Source organism: Burkholderia sp. 4M9327F10 (assembly GCF_005503145.1).
Lineage (GTDB): Bacteria > Pseudomonadota > Gammaproteobacteria > Burkholderiales > Burkholderiaceae > Paraburkholderia.
This window is the reverse complement of record NZ_SCNV01000029.1, coordinates 19878-37468: the sequence shown is the minus strand read 5'-3', so window position 1 is coordinate 37468 and position 17591 is coordinate 19878. Positions and strand designations below refer to the sequence as shown.

The window sequence follows — 17591 nt, the reverse complement described above, 5'->3', positions numbered from 1 at the left end:
CTCCCGGCAAGCTCAATGTCATTCGATTTTTTCCTTCCCTGCCCCCGCGGCCTCGAAGCCGCGCTTGCGGCTGAACTCGCCGAAATCGCCACGCGCCACCTGAACGGTGCCCCGTTCACGGCCGGCGCGCAGGTGCCGGGTGGTGTGCATTTCCGCGGCGGCTGGGCTGCCGGCATGGCGGCCAACCTGCATTCGCGTATCGCGAGCCGCGTGTTGCTGAAGATCGCCCATCGGCCGTATCGCAGCGAGCAGGACATCTATGCGCTCGCGCTCGAACAGCGTTGGGAACAGTGGTTTTCGGCGCATGAGACGCTGCGCGTCGACGTCACGGCGATCAAATCGCCGCTGCGCAGCCTCGAATTCACCACGCTGCGTGTCAAGGACGCGATCTGCGACCGTCTGCGTGAAGTGAGTGGCGCGCGCCCAAGCATCGACACCAGCGCACCGGACGTGCGCGTGTTTGCCTTCCTCACCGCGACTGACTGCACGCTGTACCTCGATACCTCGGGCGAGCCGCTCTTCAAGCGCGGCTGGCGTCTCGACAAGGGCGCGGCGCCGTTGCGCGAGAACCTCGCGGCCGGCATCCTGCGCCTGACCGGCTGGACGGCCGGCACTCCGCTGTACGATCCGATGTGCGGTAGCGGTACGTTCCTCGCGGAAGCCGCCCAGGTTGCGCTGAATATCGCGCCGGGCGCAGAGCGGCGCTTCGGCTTCGAGAAGCTCAAGCAGTACGACGCCAGGACCTGGCAGACGCTGAAAGCGGCTGCACTGGATGCGAAGCACGCGGCTCGCGCGTCGCGGGCCGATTTGCAGATTTTCGGCAGCGACATTTCGGGCGACATGCTGATCAAGGCGCGCGCCAACTTCGAGCGCGCCGGCCTGCCGGCTACCTCGCTCAAGCAGGTAGACGCGCGCAACATGACGCCGCCGTCGTCGGAGCCGGGCATCCTGGTCGCCAACCCGCCGTACGGCGAGCGGATCGAAGTGCGTGGCCGCAATGCGCGCGGCGAACTCCGCGAGCCCCGCGAAAGCCGTGAAGACGACAGCTTCCGCCGTGCCCAGGAAGAAGCGCCGGACAGCGAATTCTTCAAGTCGCTTGGCGATGCCCTCAAGCAGCGCTTCACCGGCTGGCACGCGTTTATCCTGACGTCCGATCGCAAGCTGCCGGGACAGTTGCGGCTGCGCGAATCGACCAAGACGCCGTTGTTCAACGGCGCGCTCGAATGCCGCCTGTTCCGCTTCGATCTGATTGCCGGCAGCGTGCGGCAACGTCCGGCGAACGATACGCCGGCAGATTGATGCCGGGTTGATCGCCCTAGCCGCGGCTCCACAGGGTCCGCGACTGCGGGCGATGCTGCCGCATTGCCCTCGTTCCTCCAGTTAGCGAGTCCAGCGCTGCCTGGTCATCTGCAAGGCATGACCGGTTTCCAGCAGCGACTTCAGACTCGACAGGATCGCCGGCCAGCCCTGCGCGATCCGCTTCACAGCTTGCTCGTCGTCGAGCTGATCGTGAGTGACGGTCAGACGCGTCACGCCAAACACCTCTTCCAACAGATAAGTGACCCGCGACTCGCTGCCCCCGCCCGGCTTCGCCCAGGTCACGGCAAGCTTGTGCGGCGGATCGCACTCCAGCACGGTGCCGGCTACCGCAATGTCCGACGCATCGTCATAGTGCTGATGTTCCCAGCGCGAGCCAGGCTGCCAGTCAGACACGTTGCGCGCACGTCCCCAATAGTCCTTGGTCATCTCAGGGTCGGTTAGTGCGTCAGACACTTTGTCGACCGGTGCGTTGATATAAGTCACGTAGACATATTCAGGTTTGCTCATCATTTTCTCTGGCTTGCATCCGGGTCATGCTCTGCGACAGCCAACTCTCCCGTTTCGAGCAACGACTTGAGGTTGGAGAGAATCTGCGGCCAGCCGCCGGAGACGGCTTCGATAAACTTCGAACCGCTACGCTCCATCACGTGAGTGACCGTCAGTTTGACCGCGCCGCCGGTCGGCTCGAGCACCATCGTGCAGCGAGAAAACCCTTCAGCCTTGAGTTCCGGCCTGAATTCGTTGCGCCATTTGATGGAAAGGCGCCGGGGCGGATCAGCCTCGACAATCTCACCGGTGTCCGCGATGCGGCCATCGGCAAACCTGATCTGCCACGGCGAACCCACCTGCCAGTCGGTCTCCTGCTCGATGCCGAACCAGTATTGCCGGGTGAACTCAGGACGCGTTAACGCTGCCCATAGCTGCTCGGGAGTCGTGCGAATGTAGGTCACGTAGACGAACGTGGAAACGGCTGCGTCAGTCATGATCATCTCCTTCAAGAGACTTCTTGAGGTCCGCGAGCGCATCGAGGCGCGCGCGCTCGAACTTGCCGATCCAGCGTTCGCTGATTTCATGGATCGGCACGGGATTGAGGTAATGCAATTTCTCGCGGCCATGCCAGACCGTTACGACCAGGTTGGCCGCTTCCAGCAGCGCCAGATGCTTGCTGACGGCCTGGCGGCTCATGGCCAGGCCCTCGCATAGCTCGCCGAGTGTCTGCCCGTTACGCGTGTAGAGCAGGTCGAGCAACTGGCGGCGGGTGGAATCGGCGAGAGCCTTGAATACGGTGTCCATGCGATCGGTGTGGTGGTGCGTTTTATTATGCAACCTTTTGGTTGCATGTCAAGCTCAAAGCTCGTTCAGCAGAACCCGGAGGCTACTGACAGAACGTTGTCAGTAGCCCCGCCGCACACTCCTCCTCACGCCATCCGGCGCATTGCAAAGGCCAACCCAGGCCGCCCCAAGCCGCACCCGCGCCGTCTCGGGCGGCCTGGATCCACCATCACCGCAAGGAGAGTGTCATGTCAGCAACCGCAAGCCACGTCGTTTCCTGGTTCGAGATTCCGTCCGTCGACTTCGAGCGCGCCGCGCGTTTCTACGAGACCGTGCTGGATACCTCGCTACGGCGTGAAAATTTCGGCGGCGAGCCGATTGGGATCTTCGCGTACACCGAGCCCGCTACCGGCGGCTGCATCGTCCACAACCCCGCAGTCAAACCTTCCGCCGACGGCGTAGTGGTCTATCTGAACGCGCAGCCGAGCGTCGATGCCGTGCTGGCCCGCGTCGAGAAGGCCGGCGGCAAGGTCCAGGGGCCCGCCGTCGAACTGCCGCAGGATATCGGCTATATCGGCTTTTTCATCGATACGGAAGGCAACCGCATCGGTCTGCATGCGCCAAAGCATGGCTGACGGATTGACCGGCGCGCCGCATGATGCGCATGCGGCGCCCACGGCCATCACAGAGCGCTATGATCACGGGACGCCCCGATCGCAAAACCGCCCGCCCCTCCCCACCAGACGCCCACGATGACGCGCCGCGCCGACCGCCTGTTCCAGATTGCCGAGTTGCTCCGCGGCCGCCGCCTGACGACCGCGCAACAGCTTGCGGACTGGCTGCATATCTCGCCGCGCACGGTCTACCGCGATGTACGCGACCTGCAGCTTTCCGGTGTGCCGATCGAAGGCGAAGCGGGCATCGGCTACCGCCTGAGCCGTTCGGCGAGCCTGCCGCCGCTCACCTTTACCGTCGACGAACTCGCCGCGCTCGCCGCCGGCGCGCGCATGCTCGAAACGTGGGGCGGCGCGAGCTTCGCCAAGGGCGCGCGCGGAGCGCTGGCCAAGATCGCCGCGGCGATGCCCGCCGACAAACGCGCGACGCTCGAACGGCTGCCGATCTTCGCGCCATCGTTTCACATCAAGGGGGAGTTCGCCGAGAAGGTCGACCAGCTGCACCTGGCGATAGACCGCAAGCGCGTCGTGAGTTTCGCCTATCGCGACCGCGCCGGTGCGCATACGGAGCGGCGCGTCTGGCCGTTGGGGCTGGTGTACTGGGGAGCGCGCTGGACCATCGGCGCGTGGTGCGAACTGCGTGAAGACTTCCGCAATTTCGACGTCGAGCAGATTCGCGATCTGGAGGTACACGAGCCGTTCCCCGATCAGGAGGGGAGACGGCTCGCGGATTATCTGCGCAGCGTCGAGGTAAAGCAGAAGTGATGGGGACCTCGCTCACTCCACCGACTTCACCATATCCTCAATGACCTTCTTCGCGTCGCCAAACACCATCATGGTCTTGTCCATGTAGAAGAGGTCGTTGTCGAGACCCGCGTAGCCGGCCGCCATCGAGCGCTTGTTGACGATCACCGTGCGCGCCTTATAGGCCTCGATGATCGGCATACCCGCAATCGGCGACTTCGGATCGTTCTTCGCCGCGGGATTCACCACGTCGTTGGCGCCGAGCACCAGCACGACGTCGGTCTGGCCGAACTCGTTGTTGATGTCGTCCATCTCGAAGACGAGGTCGTAGGGCACCTCGGCTTCCGCCAGCAGCACGTTCATATGCCCCGGCATGCGCCCGGCCACCGGATGGATCGCATAACGCACGTCGATGCCGCGCTCGATCAGCTTGTCGGTAAGCTCCTTGAGCGCATGCTGCGCGCGGGCCACGGCAAGGCCGTAGCCCGGCACGATCACCACCGATTCGGCATTGCCCAGCATGAACGAGGCATCTTCGGCGGAACCCGACTTCACCGGTCGCTGCTCCTGCGCCCCGCCTGCGGCGGCCGCGCCCGGTTCCGCCCCGAAGCCGCCCAGCAGCACGTTGAAGAACGAGCGGTTCATCGCGTGGCACATGATGTACGAAAGGATCGCGCCCGACGAACCCACCAGCGAGCCGGCAATGATCAGCATCGGGTTATTCAGCGAGAAGCCGATGCCGGCCGCCGCCCAGCCCGAGTACGAGTTGAGCATCGAGACGACCACCGGCATATCCGCGCCGCCGATCGGGATGATGATCAGCACCCCGAGCGCGAATGCGATCAGCGTCATGATGATGAACGGCAGCCATGATTGCGTGAGAAAGAAAATCACGCCAAAGCCGATCATGCCGATCGCCAGCATCAGGTTGATCAGATGCTGTCCCGCATACACCACAGGCGCGCCCTGAAACAGGCGAAACTTGTACTTGCCGGAGAGCTTGCCGAACGCGATCACCGAACCGGAGAACGTGATCGCACCGACGAACGTGCCGATGAACAGCTCGATACGGTTGCCGTAGGGCAAGAACCCCGGCACCGGATTGTCCGGATCGACAAGCCCAAACGCCGACGGCTCCGAGACCACCGCATAGGCGATGCACACGGCGGCGAGACCGATCAGCGAGTGCATGGCCGCGACCAGTTCCGGCATCTTGGTCATCTCGACGCGCGCCGCGACGAACGCCCCTACCGCGCCACCCACCACCAGCGCCGCGAACAGCAGCCCCAGACCGAGCCCGAGGTTCGAGCCGAGAGTGGCGGCCTGCTTGAAGATCAGTGCGATGGTGGTGAGGATCGCAATCGCCATCCCGGCCATGCCGAACGTATTGCCGATGCGTGCCGTCTTCGGATTCGAGAGGCCCTTGAGCGCCTGAATGAAGCAGACCGAAGCAACCAGATAAAGCAGCGTGACGACGTTCAGACTCATTGCTTGCCCCCTTCAATGCGCGCCGGACCGTCAGCGGGAAGCTTTTTGGGTTCTTTTTTCTTGAACATCTCCAGCATTCGCCGCGTCACGAGAAAGCCGCCGAACACATTCACTGCAGCAAGCGCGACCGCCAGTGTGCCAAAGAACTTGCCGGTATCGCCCACCGTCAGGCCAGCGGCAAGCATTGCGCCCACAATCACGATCGCCGAAATCGCATTGGTTACGGCCATCAGCGGCGTATGCAGCGCGGGCGTCACGTTCCAGACCACGTGATAACCCACGTAGATCGCCAGGATGAAGATGATCAGGTTGATGACGGTATGGTTGATGACTTCCATCGCCGGTCTCCTTATGCCTTGCGCGTAACTTCACCGTCGCGCGCCAGCAGCGTGGCCGCGACGATGTCGTCCGCGAGATCGATGTTGAGCGCGCCTTCCTTGTCGATGATCAGCTTCAGGAAGTCGAGCAGGTTGCGGGCGTAGAGCGAAGAAGCGTCGGCGGCGACCATCGACGCCAGGTTCGTGTAGCCGACAATCTGCACGCCGTGTTTCGTCACCACCTTGTCCGCCTCGGTGAGCGGGCAGTTGCCGCCGCGCCGGCCTTCATGCTCGGGGCCGCGGCCCGCGGCAAGGTCGACCAGCACGGAGCCGGGTTTCATGGCCTGCACGGTTTCCACGGAGATCAGGGTCGGCGCGGGACGGCCGGGAATCAGCGCGGTCGAGATCACCACGTCGGCCTGTTTGGCCCGTTCGTGAACCAGCGCAGACTGCCGCGCGAGCCACGATGGCGGCATGGGCCGCGCGTAGCCGCCCACACCCTGGGCGGCCTCGCGCTCCTCGTCGGTCTCGTAGGGCACGTCGAGAAACTTGGCGCCGAGCGACTCGATCTGCTCCTTCACCGCCGGACGCACATCCGAGGCCTCGATCACCGCGCCGAGGCGCTTGGCCGTGGCGATCGCCTGCAAGCCCGCCACGCCGGCGCCCAATATCAGCACGCGCGCCGCTTTCACGGTGCCCGCGGCGGTCATCAGCATCGGCATGAAGCGGGGGTACAGGTCGGCAGCCAGCAGCACGGCCTTGTAGCCGGCGATGTTGGCCTGCGAGGACAGCACGTCGAGGCTTTGGGCGCGGGTCGTGCGCGGCGCGGCCTCCAGCGCGAAGGCCGTCAGGCCTGCCGAGGCAAGCTTCGCCGCGTTGTCGGCATTGAAAGGATCGAGCATGCCGACCAGCACCGCGCCGCGCTTGAGCAGCGGCAATTCGGCTTCGGTTGGGGACTGGACCTTGAGAACGAGATCGGCGCCGAACGCGCCGGCTGCGTCGACGATCTCCGCGCCGACCGCGCTGAACGCTTCGTCAGGGAAGCTGGCGCCGCTGCCGGCGCCGCTCTGGATCGTGACCCGGTGGCCCTGCGACACGTATTTCTTGACCGTCTCTGGGGTGGCGGCAACGCGGGTTTCGTAGGCTCGCGTCTCGGCTGGCACTCCGATGTGCATCGTTGAATCCTCCTCGGCCTTCCTGTTATTACGACAGAGCTGCCGACGAGGCACGCCGGCTTGCAATTGCAACGGCTACGACACCACTTTAACCGAAACCGGGGGGCAGACCGAAATCAGGGACAATCCGGGGGCGAGCCGTGAGTCGTCCGGGGTAGCCAGATTCCCGGCAGCCGCCGGCCATAGACGGTAAAATACGGCCCCATGAATCCGGAAACTTGGGCTGCGCACGTCACCGTGGCCGCCATCGTCGAGCGCGACGGGCGCTTTCTCCTCGTCGAGGAGCATACGGACGACGGGCTGCGTCTGAACCAGCCCGCCGGCCATCTGGAGGCGGGTGAAACGCTCGCTGAAGCGGTCGTGCGCGAAACGCTCGAAGAATCCGCGCATCCGTTCACGCCCGAGGCCCTGGTAGGCGTATACATGACGCATTTCGAGCGCCGGGCCCGAAGTGATGCAAGCGGCACTGGCAGCGCAGACGGCGCAAGCGGTGCGGCACAAGCAGCCGGCGGCGTCACCTATCTGCGCTTCACTTATTGCGGCAGCGCTGGCCCGGCCGACCCGGACCGCGCACTCGATCCCGATATCGTCCGAACGCTGTGGATGAGCGCCGACGAACTGCGCGCCTGCCCCGGGCGGCACCGCACGCCGCTCGTGATGCGCTGTATCGACGATTACCTCGCAGGCCGGCGTTTCCCGCTCGACTTCGTGCATACGCATTCGGTCGGGCCCACCCGATCAAGCAAGTCAGGCAACCCATGAGCAAGCAGAAAGTCGTAGTAGGCATGTCGGGCGGCGTCGATTCGTCGGTTACCGCATGGCTGCTCAAAGAGCAAGGTTACGACGTGGTCGGCCTTTTCATGAAGAACTGGGAAGACGACGACGACGGCGAGTACTGCTCGACGCGGCAGGACTGGATCGACGTCGTGTCGGTGGCCGATCTGATCGGCATCGACGTCGAAGCGGTTAACTTCGCCGCCGAATACAAGGACCGCGTGTTCGCCGAATTCCTGCGCGAATACTCAGCCGGCCGCACGCCGAACCCCGACGTGCTGTGCAACGCCGAAATCAAGTTCAAGGCCTTCCTCGATCACGCCATGTCGCTCGGCGCCGAGACCATTGCGACCGGCCACTATGCCCGTGTGCGCGAAGTAGATGGCCGTTTCGAACTGCTGAAGGCGTTCGATCACACGAAGGACCAGTCGTACTTCCTGCACCGCCTCAATCAGGCGCAGTTGTCGAAGACAATGTTTCCGCTCGGCGAAATCCCCAAGACGAAGGTACGCGAGATCGCCGAGCAGATCGGTCTGCCGAACGCGAAAAAGAAAGACTCAACCGGTATCTGCTTTATCGGCGAACGCCCGTTCCGCGATTTTCTGAACCGCTACCTGCCCACCAGGCCCGGCCCGATGAAAACACCGGACGGCCAGGTGGTCGGCGAGCATATCGGTCTCGCGTTCTATACGTTCGGCCAGCGCAAGGGCATTGGCCTCGGCGGCAGCAAGGAAGGCAGCGGTGAGCCGTGGTTCGTGGCGGGCAAAGACATTCCGTCGAACACGCTGTACGTCGCCCAGGGCCACGATCATTCCTGGCTGCTCAGCCACAAGCTGAGCGCAGGCAACACCAGCTGGGTAGCCGGCCACCCGCCTGCGGAAGACTTCGCATGCGGCGCAAAAACCCGCTACCGGCAAGCCGACGCCGCCTGCACGTTCAGCACGGCGGGCGAGGCAAACGGCCACTTCGCGCTCAATTTCGAGGACGCGCAGTGGGCTGTCACACCGGGGCAATCGGCTGTGCTCTACGATGGCGACGTTTGCCTCGGCGGCGGCATCATCGAACATGCGGCTACCGCGCAGCCGGTGGTGCGGCAACCGCAAACCGCCGCGCTGCTCACTGCGAGATAAGTGATATGGCAAGCCGCGCGGCAGGGTCGAGGCAACATCGAGGCAACTGCCCGGCCAATGCGCGGCAACCATGCAGCCAATGCTCAGCAACATCGCGACGATAAAATAATCAGCGGTCAACCGCTCTCTGCAACGGAGTCCCCATGTTTTCTCGACGTTATCTGGCCATGTGGTGCGCGGTTGTGCTGCTCGTGGCCTGTGCAGCGCTGGCCGCGACCGGTCACCTGTCGTGGTTCTGGATCATCATTCCCGCGCTGCTGGTGGCGCTCGGCGTGTTCGATCTGAGGCAGCAGCGCCACGCGATCCTGCGCAACTATCCGTTGTGGGGCCACTTCCGCTTCATGTTCGAATTCATCCGGCCGGAGATCCGCCAGTATTTCGTCGAAGACGATACGGATGAAAAACCCTTCTCGCGCGCCCAGCGCAGCATCGTTTATCAGCGCGCCAAGAACGACGTCGACAGCCGCCCGTACGGCACCGAACTCGACGTGAAAGCGGTCGCGCACGAATGGATCAGCCACTCGCTCGCACCCACCAAGCTCGACGGCCACGACTTCCGCGTGGTGGTCGGCCCGGATCGCAAGCAGCCCTACTCGATGTCGATCTTCAACGTCTCGGCAATGAGCTTCGGCTCGCTGTCGGCCAACGCGATCATGGCGCTCAATCTGGGCGCGAAGAAGGGCAACTTCGCGCACGACACCGGCGAAGGCTCGATGTCGAAGTATCACCGCGAGCATGGCGGCGACATCATCTGGGAAATCGCTTCGGGCTACTTCGGCTGCCGCAACGACGACGGCACGTTCAATGCCGACAAGTTCGCGAAGCAGGCGCAGGAGCCGCAGGTGAAGATGATCGAGGTGAAGCTCTCGCAGGGCGCCAAGCCGGGCCACGGCGGCGTGCTGCCGGCCGCCAAGATCACGCCGGAGATTGCCGAGACGCGCGGCGTACCGATGGGCCGCGACTGCATTTCGCCCGCCACCCACTCCGAGTTTTCCACGCCGCGCGGCCTGCTCGAATTTGTCGAACGCCTGCGTAATCTCTCAGGCGGCAAGCCGACCGGCTTCAAGCTGTGTATCGGCCATCCGTGGGAATTCTTCGGTATCGCCAAGGCGATGCTGGACACGGGCATCCTGCCGGACTTCATCGTCGTGGACGGGGCGGAAGGCGGCACGGGCGCCGCACCGCTGGAATTCACCGATCACGTTGGCGTGCCCTTGCAGGAAGGATTGCTGCTGGTGCACAACACGCTCGTAGGCATCGGCCTGCGCTCGCGCATCCGCATCGGCGCGAGCGGCAAGATGATCACGGCATTCGATATCACCAAGACCCTGGCGATCGGCGCCGACTGGGTCAACTCGGCGCGCGGCTTCATGTTCGCGGTGGGCTGCATCCAGGCGCAGACCTGCCACACGGGCCGCTGCCCGACCGGCGTCGCCACCCAGGACCCGGTGCGTCAGCGCGCGCTCGTGGTGCTGGACAAGTCCGACCGCGTGTTCAACTTCCATCACAACACCTTGCATGCGCTGCAGGAGATCGTCCAGGCTGCGGGCCTCAAGCACCCGGCGGAACTGCGCGCGCATCACATCGTGCGGCGCGTGTCGTCGCATGAGGTAAGCCTGATGTCGGATCTGCTGAAGTACCTGGAGCCGAACGATCTGCTCAACGGCAACTACCGCTACAAGCTGTATGAGAAGTGGTGGCCGGTGGCGAGCGCTGATTCGTTCGCGCCGAAGGTGGAGCTGGCGGCCACCTGAATCTGAGGCTTCGGGTCAGGCTGCGGGTCTCTCGTCAGGCGCGGCCCCAGCGCAGGCCCGTTGATTGGGTCAATCCGGCCAGAGGCGCCCGCCCGGCCCAGGCGGGCGGCGCCGTGCCCCCGCGCTTAGTCCGCCGGCACCGTATCGATAAACGACTGCCGCTGCGACAGCTTCTGGAGGTGCTTGTCCAGATTCGGATATGGCTCGCGCCAGTTCAGTTGCGGCATGCGGAAATCGAGGTAGCCGAGCGCGCAGCCCATGGCGATATCCGCCAATGTATAGCGATTGCCCGCGCACCACGGATTGCTGCCCAGCCCCTGCGACATCGCCACGAGGCCGTCGTCGATCTTGCGCTGCTGGCGCGCCACCCAGGCCTCCGAGCGCTGCTCCTCGCGCCGCAGCGTCCCTTCGAGGCGAATCAGCACGGCCGCATCCTGCATCCCGTCCGCGAGCGCTTCCCAGCAGCGCACCTCGACGCGCTCGCGCCCCGACGGCGGAATCAGCTTGCCGACCGGCGACAGCGTATCCACGTACTCGCAGATCACGCGCGAGTCGAACACCGCCTCGCCGTCCTCCATCACGAGGCACGGCACCTTGCCGATCGGATTGAAGGTATGGATGGTGGTGTCCGGCGCCCAAACGTTTTCGAGCACCAGCTTGTAGTCGATCTTCTTTTCGGCGAACACGATCCGCGCCTTGCGGGTAAACGGGCTGCCGAGCGAACCGATGAGTTTCATCATCACATTTGCCTTTTCTGGAATTGGGCGGAAGTATACGTTGGTTGACGGCCATCCAGACTGCCCCACCCCATCTTCTGGGACAACGCCCACCGGAGCTGTGGACGGATTGCAACATTGCCGCGCGCCGCGCCGGGCGTCCATCTGACCGGATAACCAGGGTGCATGCAGGAAACGTATTCCAATTGGGCGCTACAATCTGACAATGAACCAGCCGAACGAACCCACTCTCGCCATCGACGTCTACCGCAAGCGCCGCGAGCGCGTGCTTGCCGCGCTTCGCGCGGCGGGCGGTGGTGTCGCCATTGTCCCCACCGCGCCCGAAGTGATGCGCAACCGGGACGCCGACTATCCCTACCGGCACGACAGCTACTTCTACTACCTGACCGGCTTCACCGAGCCGCAGGCGCTGCTCGTGCTCGACGCGAGCGCGGGCGGGAACGATCCGGCCTCGGTCCTGTTCTGCCGCGCCAAGAACGCCGAACGCGAGATCTGGGATGGCTTTCGCTTCGGCCCCGAGGGTGCGCGTGAGGCGTTCGGTTTCGACGCGGCCTTCGCCGTCGACGATATCGAAAGCCAGCTGCCGCTGATCCTCGCCGACAAGCCCGCTCTGCACTACGCGCTCGGCAGCTCGGCCGAACTCGACGCGCAGGTGCGCGGCTGGCTCGACGCGGTGCGCGCCAAAGGCCGCAGCGGCGTCGCTGCGCCAACGGCCGCGCACGACCTGCTGCCGCTGCTCGACGAAATGCGCCTGTTCAAGGACGCTCACGAAATCTCGATCATGCGCCGCGCCGGCGAAATCTCCGCGCAGGCGCATCGGCGCGCGATGGCCGCATGCCGGCCAGGCGTGCGCGAGTACGAACTCGAAGCCGAGTTGCTGTACACGTTCCGCAAACACGGCGCGCAAGGGCCGGCATACGGCTCGATCGTCGCCGCCGGCGCCAACGCCTGCGTGCTGCACTACGCGGCAGGCAACACGATTGCGCACGACGGCGATCTGATCCTGATCGACGCCGCCTGCGAACTGGACGGCTACGCCTCCGATATCACCCGCACCTTCCCGGCCAACGGCCGCTTTACGCCGCCTCAGCGCGAGCTGTACGACATCGTGCTGGCCGCTCAGGAAGCCGCGATCGCCGCCACCCGGCCCGGCGCCACCTTCGACGATCCGCACAATGCAGCGCTGCGCGTGCTGTCCCAGGGGCTGCTCGATACCGGCATCATCGACCGGGCGCTGTTCTCCTCGGTCGACGACGTGATCGCGGAGCGCGCCTATGCGCCGTTCTACATGCACCGTACCAGCCACTGGATCGGCATGGACGTGCACGACTGCGGCGACTATCGCGAACGCGGCGCGCCACGCGACGCGCAAGGCGCACTGCCCGCGCGGACCTTGCGTGCGTCGATGGCGCTGACCATCGAACCGGGCCTCTATATTCGCCCCGCCGAAAACGTCCCCGAGCGCTACTGGCATATCGGCATCCGGATCGAGGACGATGCAGTCGTCACGCCGGACGGTTGCGAACTGCTGACCCGCGACGTGCCCGTCAAGGCCGACGAGATCGAAGCGATGATGCAGGATGCGCTGGCAGCGGGCACCGCGCGTAGCGCCTGACGGACAGACCGCTCGCCCATGACTGACGTTTCCCAACCCGCCGGCGCGCCGCAAAGCGGCGCACCCGGCGCCGCTGACGCTGCCCCCGCGCCGTTCGATTTCGACGTGACCATTGTCGGCGCCGGGCCGGTCGGACTCGCGCTGGCCGGCTGGCTCGCGCGCCGCAGCGCGACCCAGCGGCTTTCGATTGCGCTGATCGACGCCCGCAAGCCGGAAGACTCACAAGGCGACCCGCGCGCGATTGCCGTCTCGCAAGGCAGCCGGATGATTCTGGAACCGCTGCGCTGGCCGGCGGACGCCACCGCGATTCACCACATACATGTCTCGCAGCGCGGACACTTCGGCCGGACGCTGATCGACCACAGCGAGCATGGCTTGCCCGCGCTCGGCTACGTGCTGCGTTACGGCTCGATCGTGCAGGCGCTCGCCGACGCCGTGCGGCCTACCCCGGTGCACTGGTTCCAGTCCACCACGGCGCAGACGCCGGTTCAGGAACACGATGGCGTCACGCTGCCGGTGCAAACCGGGCAAGTCACGCGTCATCTGCGCACCCGCATTCTGGTGAGCGCCGAAGGCGGCCCCTTCCATGAGCAGGAGAAAAGCGGCGGCGATACGCGTGACTATGGGCAAACCGCGCTCGTCGGTACCGTCAGTGTTTCGGCGCCGCGGCCGCACGTCGCGTGGGAGCGTTTCACCGAGCAAGGGCCGATTGCGCTATTGCCGACCGGCGGCGCACGCGATGCCGATTACGCACTCGTCTGGTGCTGCGCGCCGCAAGAGGCGGCCCGTCGCGCGCAGTTGCCTGACGACGCGTTCCTGCGCGAGCTCGGCGCCGCATTCGGCGAGCGCATGGGACGCTTTACGCAGATCAAGGGCCGCGCCGCCTTCCCGCTTGGCCTGAACGCGCTCGATACGCTCGTCAAAGGGCGCATCGCGGCAATCGGCAACGCGGCGCAGACACTGCATCCGGTGGCGGGCCAAGGGCTGAATCTCGGACTGCGCGACGCGCATGCGCTCGCCGACGCGCTTTCGCAGCATGGCCCAACACCGCTCGCCCTGGCCAGCTTCGCCCAGCGGCGCGCACTCGACCGGCGCCTGACCATCCGCTCCACCGATACGCTCGCCCGCCTCTTCACGGTCGACCTTCCAGCCCTCGGCACGCTGCGCGGGCTTGCGCTAACCGCGCTCGAATTCGTGCCACCGGTCAAAACCGCGCTGGCACGGCAAATGATGTTCGGACAGCGCCGCTAATCCGCCACCGAACCGCTGCGCATCATGCTGGCGCGGAGTGGCAGGATGCTCGTGCGCCGCTGCGGTGCACGGGCCGGCCCCGCAGCCCGCCGGGGCGATTCGCGTTCCGCGGGTCTATGAACCCGCGCACTTTCATAGAAGATTTAAAGGGTTACGACAGCCTCAAGTCGGGTGCCACCAATCCGTTAACGCTAAAATACAGGTTTTCCCTCGCGATTTGCGACCGTCCCCATCACTGCGATGCGCGGCGGCTGCGCCCCTGCCATGCCCACTCTCGGCCCCCACAATCTGCGCAACAACCTGTTCGTCGCCCCCATGGCGGGTGTGACCGACCGGCCGTTCCGCCAGCTCTGCAAGCGGCTGGGCGCGGGCTATGCCGTGTCGGAGATGGTCGCGTCGAACGCGCAGTTGTGGAAAAGCGAGAAGACCATGCGCCGCGCCAATCACACGGGCGAGGTCGAGCCGATCGCCGTGCAGATCGCCGGCGCCGATCCGGCCATGATGGCCGAAGCCGCGCGCTACAACGTCGCCAATGGCGCGCAGATCATCGACATCAACATGGGTTGCCCGGCCAAGAAGGTCTGCAACGTGGCCGCCGGCTCGGCGCTGCTGCAGAACGAGCCGCTCGTGCAACGCATTGTCGAGGCGGTGGTGGGCGCGGTGGGCGTGGGCCCTGACGCGGTGCCCGTGACACTGAAAATCCGCACCGGCTGGAATCGCGACAACAAGAACGCCTTGAGTGTGGCGCATCTGGCCGAAGACGCCGGCATTTCCATGCTGACGGTGCACGGCCGCACCCGCGCCGACCTGTATCACGGCGACGCCGAATACGAAACCATCGCCGCGGTGAAGGCCGCGGTGCGCATCCCGGTGGTCGCCAACGGCGACATCACCACGCCGCAGAAGGCGCGCGACGTGCTCGCCGCCACCGGCGCCGACGCCATCATGATCGGCCGCGCGGCGCAGGGCCGTCCGTGGCTGTTCCGCGAGATCGAGCATTTCCTGCAGACCGGCGAGCTGTTGCCGCCGCCGCGCATCGACGAGATCCAGCAGGTCATGAACGAGCATCTCGAAGATCACTACGCTTTCTATGGCGAATTTACCGGCGTGCGCACAGCACGCAAGCACATCGGCTGGTACACTCGCGGCCTTTCTGGCGCCAATGTGTTCCGGCATCGCATGAATACGCTGGACACGACGCGCGAGCAACTGCTCGCCGTCAATGAGTTCTTCGACGCCCAAAAGGCGCTCTCCGACCGCCTCGTCTACGTGGAAGAGGATGTCAACCCGAACGGCGAGCCGGACCATTCCGACCGACTAGCAGCATGAGCAAGAACAATATCGAACAATCTGTCCGCGACAGCCTGGGAATGTATTTCCAGGATCTCGACGGTTCCAATCCGCATGACGTGTACGACATGGTTATTTCGTGTGTCGAAAAACCGTTGCTCGAGGTGGTGCTCGAGCAGGCCGGCGGCAATCAGTCGCTGGCCGCCGAGTATCTCGGCATCAACCGCAATACGCTGCGCAAGAAGCTGCAACAGCACGGTTTGCTGTAGCTCATTGCAGTTTCCTGGCGCCCCTGCCACGTTTCCCTTCGGCTTTCGTCTTCATCATGATCAAGCAAGCGCTCATCTCCGTTTCCGACAAATCCGGCATCGTCGATTTCGCCAAATCGCTGTCGGACCTCGGCGTCAAGATCCTGTCCACCGGCGGCACCGCGAAACTGCTCGCTGACGCGGGCCTCGCCGTTACCGAAGTGGCCGACTACACGGGCTTTCCGGAAATGCTCGATGGGCGCGTGAAAACGCTGCATCCGAAAGTGCACGGCGGCATCCTCGCACGCCGCGACCTGCCGGAACACATGGCCGCGCTTGAAAAGCACGACATTCCGACCATCGACCTGCTGGTCGTGAACCTGTACCCGTTCGTGCAGACGGTGGCGAAGGAAGAGTGCTCGCTGGAAGACGCGATCGAGAACATCGACATCGGCGGCCCGACGATGCTGCGCTCCGCCGCGAAGAATCATCGCGACGTGACGGTGGTGGTGGACCCGTCGGATTACGCGGTCGTGCTCGAAGAGATGCGCGCAAACGGCAACTCGGTGGGCTACAAGACCAACTTCCGCCTGGCCACCAAGGTGTTCGCCCACACCGCGCAGTACGACGGTGCGATCACGAACTACCTGACGAGCCTGACCGAAGAGCTGCAACATTCGTCGCGCAACACCTACCCGGCCACCTTCAATCTGGCCTTCGACAAGGTGCAGGACCTGCGCTACGGCGAAAACCCGCACCAGAGCGCAGCGTTCTACCGTGACCTGTCGGTGCCGGCGGGCGCGCTGGCGAACTACGAGCAGTTGCAAGGCAAGGAACTCTCGTACAACAACATCGCCGATTCCGATGCAGCATGGGAATGCGTGAAGACCTTCGAAGTGCCGGCCTGCGTGATCGTCAAGCACGCGAACCCGTGCGGCGTGGCAGTGGGCGCAGATGCACACGAAGCCTACGCGAAGGCGCTGCAGACCGATCCGACTTCGGCGTTCGGCGGCATCATCGCCTTCAACCGCGAAGTGGACGAAGCGGCGGCACAGGCCGTGGCCAAGCAGTTCGTCGAAGTGCTGATCGCGCCGTCGTTTAGCACAGCCGCTCGCCAGGTGTTCGCAGCGAAGCAGAACGTGCGCCTGCTGGAAATCGCCCTGGGCGACGGTCACAACACCTTCGATCTGAAGCGCGTGGGCGGCGGTTTGCTGGTGCAATCGCTCGATTCGCGCAATGTGCAGCCGCACGAATTGCGCGTCGTCACGAAGCGTCACCCGACGCCGAAGGAAATGGACGATCTGCTGTTCGCCTGGCGCGTGGCGAAGTACGTGAAGTCGAACGCGATCGTGTTCTGCGGCAACGGCATGACGCTCGGCGTCGGCGCGGGCCAGATGAGCCGCGTGGATTCGGCGCGCATTGCGAGCATCAAGGCGCAAAACGCCGGCCTGACACTCGCCGGCTCGGCCGTGGCGTCGGATGCCTTCTTCCCGTTCCGCGACGGTCTCGACGTGGTGGTCAACGCAGGCGCGACCGTCGTGATCCAGCCGGGCGGCTCGATGCGCGACGATGAAGTGATCGCAGCGGCCGATGAGCACAACATCGCGATGGTGCTGACCGGCGTGCGTCACTTCCGCCATTGATTCAGGGTTGACCGGGGGCAAGCGCGCATGCGCCTCCTCTGAAGCAATCGCGCTGGCTTTGGCGGCCTGAACAAAACGGCCCGGCAGGGAAATCTGCCGGGCCGTTTTGTTTCTTCGCCCGGTGCGCCGCTGCGCGGCCCGTTCGTTGTAGTATCGCAA

18 protein-coding genes are annotated in these 17591 nt (G+C 64.7%); 11 read left to right on the top strand and 7 right to left on the bottom strand.

From position 1 onward, the window contains the following. Nucleotides 1–15 precede the first annotated feature (15 nt). Nucleotides 16–1299 (top strand): class I SAM-dependent RNA methyltransferase, encoded by a 1284-nt coding sequence (locus FFS45_RS23875; RefSeq protein ID WP_137957098.1) that lies wholly within the window; start codon nucleotides 16–18, stop codon nucleotides 1297–1299. A gap of 81 nt (nucleotides 1300–1380) precedes the next feature. Here the strand turns inward: FFS45_RS23875 and FFS45_RS23870 are convergent, their stop codons facing one another. The 3 genes from FFS45_RS23870 to FFS45_RS23860 are packed head-to-tail and all read right to left on the bottom strand — an operon-like array spanning nucleotide 1381 to nucleotide 2613. Next, nucleotides 1381–1827 (bottom strand): SRPBCC family protein, encoded by a 447-nt coding sequence (locus tag FFS45_RS23870; RefSeq protein WP_137957097.1) that lies wholly within the window; start codon nucleotides 1825–1827, stop codon nucleotides 1381–1383. Next, a complete protein-coding gene (locus FFS45_RS23865; protein ID WP_137957096.1) occupies nucleotides 1827–2303 on the bottom strand; it encodes an SRPBCC family protein in 477 nt (158 codons plus the stop codon). The genes FFS45_RS23870 and FFS45_RS23865 overlap by 1 nt, the downstream gene beginning before the upstream one ends. After that, nucleotides 2296–2613 carry a winged helix-turn-helix domain-containing protein gene (locus FFS45_RS23860; RefSeq protein WP_137957095.1) on the bottom strand — a complete coding sequence of 106 codons (318 nt, stop codon included), beginning with the start codon at nucleotides 2611–2613 and terminating at the stop codon, nucleotides 2296–2298. Before FFS45_RS23860 ends, FFS45_RS23865 begins: the two co-directional genes overlap by 8 nt. 227 nt (nucleotides 2614–2840) lie before the next feature. Here FFS45_RS23860 and FFS45_RS23855 point away from each other — a divergent pair, with 227 nt between their 5' ends. After that, on the top strand, nucleotides 2841–3227 hold the full coding sequence (locus FFS45_RS23855) for a VOC family protein (protein WP_137957094.1): 387 nt from the start codon (nucleotides 2841–2843) through the stop codon (nucleotides 3225–3227). A gap of 117 nt (nucleotides 3228–3344) precedes the next feature. Then, the gene (locus tag FFS45_RS23850) at nucleotides 3345–4031 is read left to right on the top strand and encodes a YafY family protein (RefSeq protein WP_137957093.1); all 687 of its coding nucleotides are present in this window, start codon (nucleotides 3345–3347) and stop codon (nucleotides 4029–4031) included. Between the two features lie 12 nt (nucleotides 4032–4043). Here the strand turns inward: FFS45_RS23850 and FFS45_RS23845 are convergent, their stop codons facing one another. The 3 genes from FFS45_RS23845 to FFS45_RS23835 are packed head-to-tail and all read right to left on the bottom strand — an operon-like array spanning nucleotide 4044 to nucleotide 6990. After that, nucleotides 4044–5498, bottom strand: coding sequence for an NAD(P)(+) transhydrogenase (Re/Si-specific) subunit beta (locus FFS45_RS23845; RefSeq protein ID WP_137957092.1), 1455 nt, complete (start codon nucleotides 5496–5498; stop codon nucleotides 4044–4046). Continuing rightward, a complete protein-coding gene (locus FFS45_RS23840; protein WP_137957091.1) occupies nucleotides 5495–5836 on the bottom strand; it encodes an NAD(P) transhydrogenase subunit alpha in 342 nt (113 codons plus the stop codon). The genes FFS45_RS23845 and FFS45_RS23840 overlap by 4 nt, the downstream gene beginning before the upstream one ends. An 11-nt stretch (nucleotides 5837–5847) precedes the next feature. Next, nucleotides 5848–6990, bottom strand: a complete 1143-nt coding sequence (locus FFS45_RS23835) for a Re/Si-specific NAD(P)(+) transhydrogenase subunit alpha (protein WP_137957090.1) — start codon at nucleotides 6988–6990, stop codon at nucleotides 5848–5850. 204 nt (nucleotides 6991–7194) lie between these two features. Here FFS45_RS23835 and FFS45_RS42445 point away from each other — a divergent pair, with 204 nt between their 5' ends. The 3 genes from FFS45_RS42445 to FFS45_RS23820 all read left to right on the top strand — a co-directional run bounded on the left by FFS45_RS42445 (nucleotide 7195) and on the right by FFS45_RS23820 (nucleotide 10648). Next, nucleotides 7195–7752 carry an NUDIX hydrolase gene (locus tag FFS45_RS42445; protein ID WP_137957089.1) on the top strand — a complete coding sequence of 186 codons (558 nt, stop codon included), beginning with the start codon at nucleotides 7195–7197 and terminating at the stop codon, nucleotides 7750–7752. Beyond that, nucleotides 7749–8894 carry a tRNA 2-thiouridine(34) synthase MnmA gene (gene mnmA / locus FFS45_RS23825; RefSeq protein ID WP_249362903.1) on the top strand — a complete coding sequence of 382 codons (1146 nt, stop codon included), beginning with the start codon at nucleotides 7749–7751 and terminating at the stop codon, nucleotides 8892–8894. Before FFS45_RS42445 ends, mnmA begins: the two co-directional genes overlap by 4 nt. Nucleotides 8895–9037: 143 nt before the next feature. Continuing rightward, nucleotides 9038–10648: an FMN-binding glutamate synthase family protein gene (locus tag FFS45_RS23820; protein WP_137957087.1), complete on the top strand. Its 1611-nt coding sequence runs from the start codon at nucleotides 9038–9040 to the stop codon at nucleotides 10646–10648. 125 nt (nucleotides 10649–10773) lie between these two features. Here FFS45_RS23820 and FFS45_RS23815 read toward each other — a convergent pair whose 3' ends face one another. Beyond that, on the bottom strand, nucleotides 10774–11388 hold the full coding sequence (locus tag FFS45_RS23815) for a glutathione S-transferase C-terminal domain-containing protein (protein WP_137957086.1): 615 nt from the start codon (nucleotides 11386–11388) through the stop codon (nucleotides 10774–10776). A gap of 202 nt (nucleotides 11389–11590) precedes the next feature. Here FFS45_RS23815 and FFS45_RS23810 point away from each other — a divergent pair, with 202 nt between their 5' ends. From FFS45_RS23810 to purH, 5 genes are all read left to right on the top strand, one after another. After that, a complete protein-coding gene (locus FFS45_RS23810; protein WP_137957085.1) occupies nucleotides 11591–13000 on the top strand; it encodes an aminopeptidase P N-terminal domain-containing protein in 1410 nt (469 codons plus the stop codon). 18 nt (nucleotides 13001–13018) lie between these two features. Further along, complete coding sequence (locus FFS45_RS23805) at nucleotides 13019–14251, top strand: UbiH/UbiF/VisC/COQ6 family ubiquinone biosynthesis hydroxylase (protein WP_137957084.1); 1233 nt, start codon at nucleotides 13019–13021, stop codon at nucleotides 14249–14251. Nucleotides 14252–14515: 264 nt separating this feature from the next. Next, on the top strand, nucleotides 14516–15580 hold the full coding sequence (gene dusB, locus FFS45_RS23800) for a tRNA dihydrouridine synthase DusB (protein WP_137957083.1): 1065 nt from the start codon (nucleotides 14516–14518) through the stop codon (nucleotides 15578–15580). After that, nucleotides 15577–15810, top strand: a complete 234-nt coding sequence (locus tag FFS45_RS23795; protein WP_007180440.1) for a Fis family transcriptional regulator — start codon at nucleotides 15577–15579, stop codon at nucleotides 15808–15810. The genes dusB and FFS45_RS23795 overlap by 4 nt, the downstream gene beginning before the upstream one ends. Nucleotides 15811–15866: 56 nt before the next feature. Beyond that, the gene (gene purH, locus FFS45_RS23790; RefSeq protein WP_137957082.1) at nucleotides 15867–17432 is read left to right on the top strand and encodes a bifunctional phosphoribosylaminoimidazolecarboxamide formyltransferase/IMP cyclohydrolase; all 1566 of its coding nucleotides are present in this window, start codon (nucleotides 15867–15869) and stop codon (nucleotides 17430–17432) included. Nucleotides 17433–17591: the final 159 nt, after the last annotated feature.

Bases quoted from the DNA above. Each gene is read 5' to 3' on its own strand.
- FFS45_RS23805 (WP_137957084.1), top strand. From the start codon at position 13,019: ATGACTGACGTTTCCCAACCCGCCGGCGCGCCGCAAAGCGGCGCACCC.
- FFS45_RS23875 (WP_137957098.1), top strand. From the start codon at position 16: ATGTCATTCGATTTTTTCCTTCCCTGCCCCCGCGGCCTCGAAGCCGCG.
- FFS45_RS23870 (WP_137957097.1), bottom strand. From the start codon at position 1,827: ATGAGCAAACCTGAATATGTCTACGTGACTTATATCAACGCACCGGTC.
- FFS45_RS23855 (WP_137957094.1), top strand. From the start codon at position 2,841: ATGTCAGCAACCGCAAGCCACGTCGTTTCCTGGTTCGAGATTCCGTCC.
- FFS45_RS23840 (WP_137957091.1), bottom strand. From the start codon at position 5,836: ATGGAAGTCATCAACCATACCGTCATCAACCTGATCATCTTCATCCTG.
- FFS45_RS23815 (WP_137957086.1), bottom strand. From the start codon at position 11,388: ATGATGAAACTCATCGGTTCGCTCGGCAGCCCGTTTACCCGCAAGGCG.
- FFS45_RS23860 (WP_137957095.1), bottom strand. From the start codon at position 2,613: ATGGACACCGTATTCAAGGCTCTCGCCGATTCCACCCGCCGCCAGTTG.
- FFS45_RS23820 (WP_137957087.1), top strand. From the start codon at position 9,038: ATGTTTTCTCGACGTTATCTGGCCATGTGGTGCGCGGTTGTGCTGCTC.
- FFS45_RS42445 (WP_137957089.1), top strand. From the start codon at position 7,195: ATGAATCCGGAAACTTGGGCTGCGCACGTCACCGTGGCCGCCATCGTC.
- FFS45_RS23810 (WP_137957085.1), top strand. From the start codon at position 11,591: ATGAACCAGCCGAACGAACCCACTCTCGCCATCGACGTCTACCGCAAG.
- FFS45_RS23795 (WP_007180440.1), top strand. From the start codon at position 15,577: ATGAGCAAGAACAATATCGAACAATCTGTCCGCGACAGCCTGGGAATG.
- mnmA (WP_249362903.1), top strand. From the start codon at position 7,749: ATGAGCAAGCAGAAAGTCGTAGTAGGCATGTCGGGCGGCGTCGATTCG.
- FFS45_RS23835 (WP_137957090.1), bottom strand. From the start codon at position 6,990: ATGCACATCGGAGTGCCAGCCGAGACGCGAGCCTACGAAACCCGCGTT.
- dusB (WP_137957083.1), top strand. From the start codon at position 14,516: ATGCCCACTCTCGGCCCCCACAATCTGCGCAACAACCTGTTCGTCGCC.
- FFS45_RS23850 (WP_137957093.1), top strand. From the start codon at position 3,345: ATGACGCGCCGCGCCGACCGCCTGTTCCAGATTGCCGAGTTGCTCCGC.
- FFS45_RS23845 (WP_137957092.1), bottom strand. From the start codon at position 5,498: ATGAGTCTGAACGTCGTCACGCTGCTTTATCTGGTTGCTTCGGTCTGC.
- purH (WP_137957082.1), top strand. From the start codon at position 15,867: ATGATCAAGCAAGCGCTCATCTCCGTTTCCGACAAATCCGGCATCGTC.
- FFS45_RS23865 (WP_137957096.1), bottom strand. From the start codon at position 2,303: ATGACTGACGCAGCCGTTTCCACGTTCGTCTACGTGACCTACATTCGC.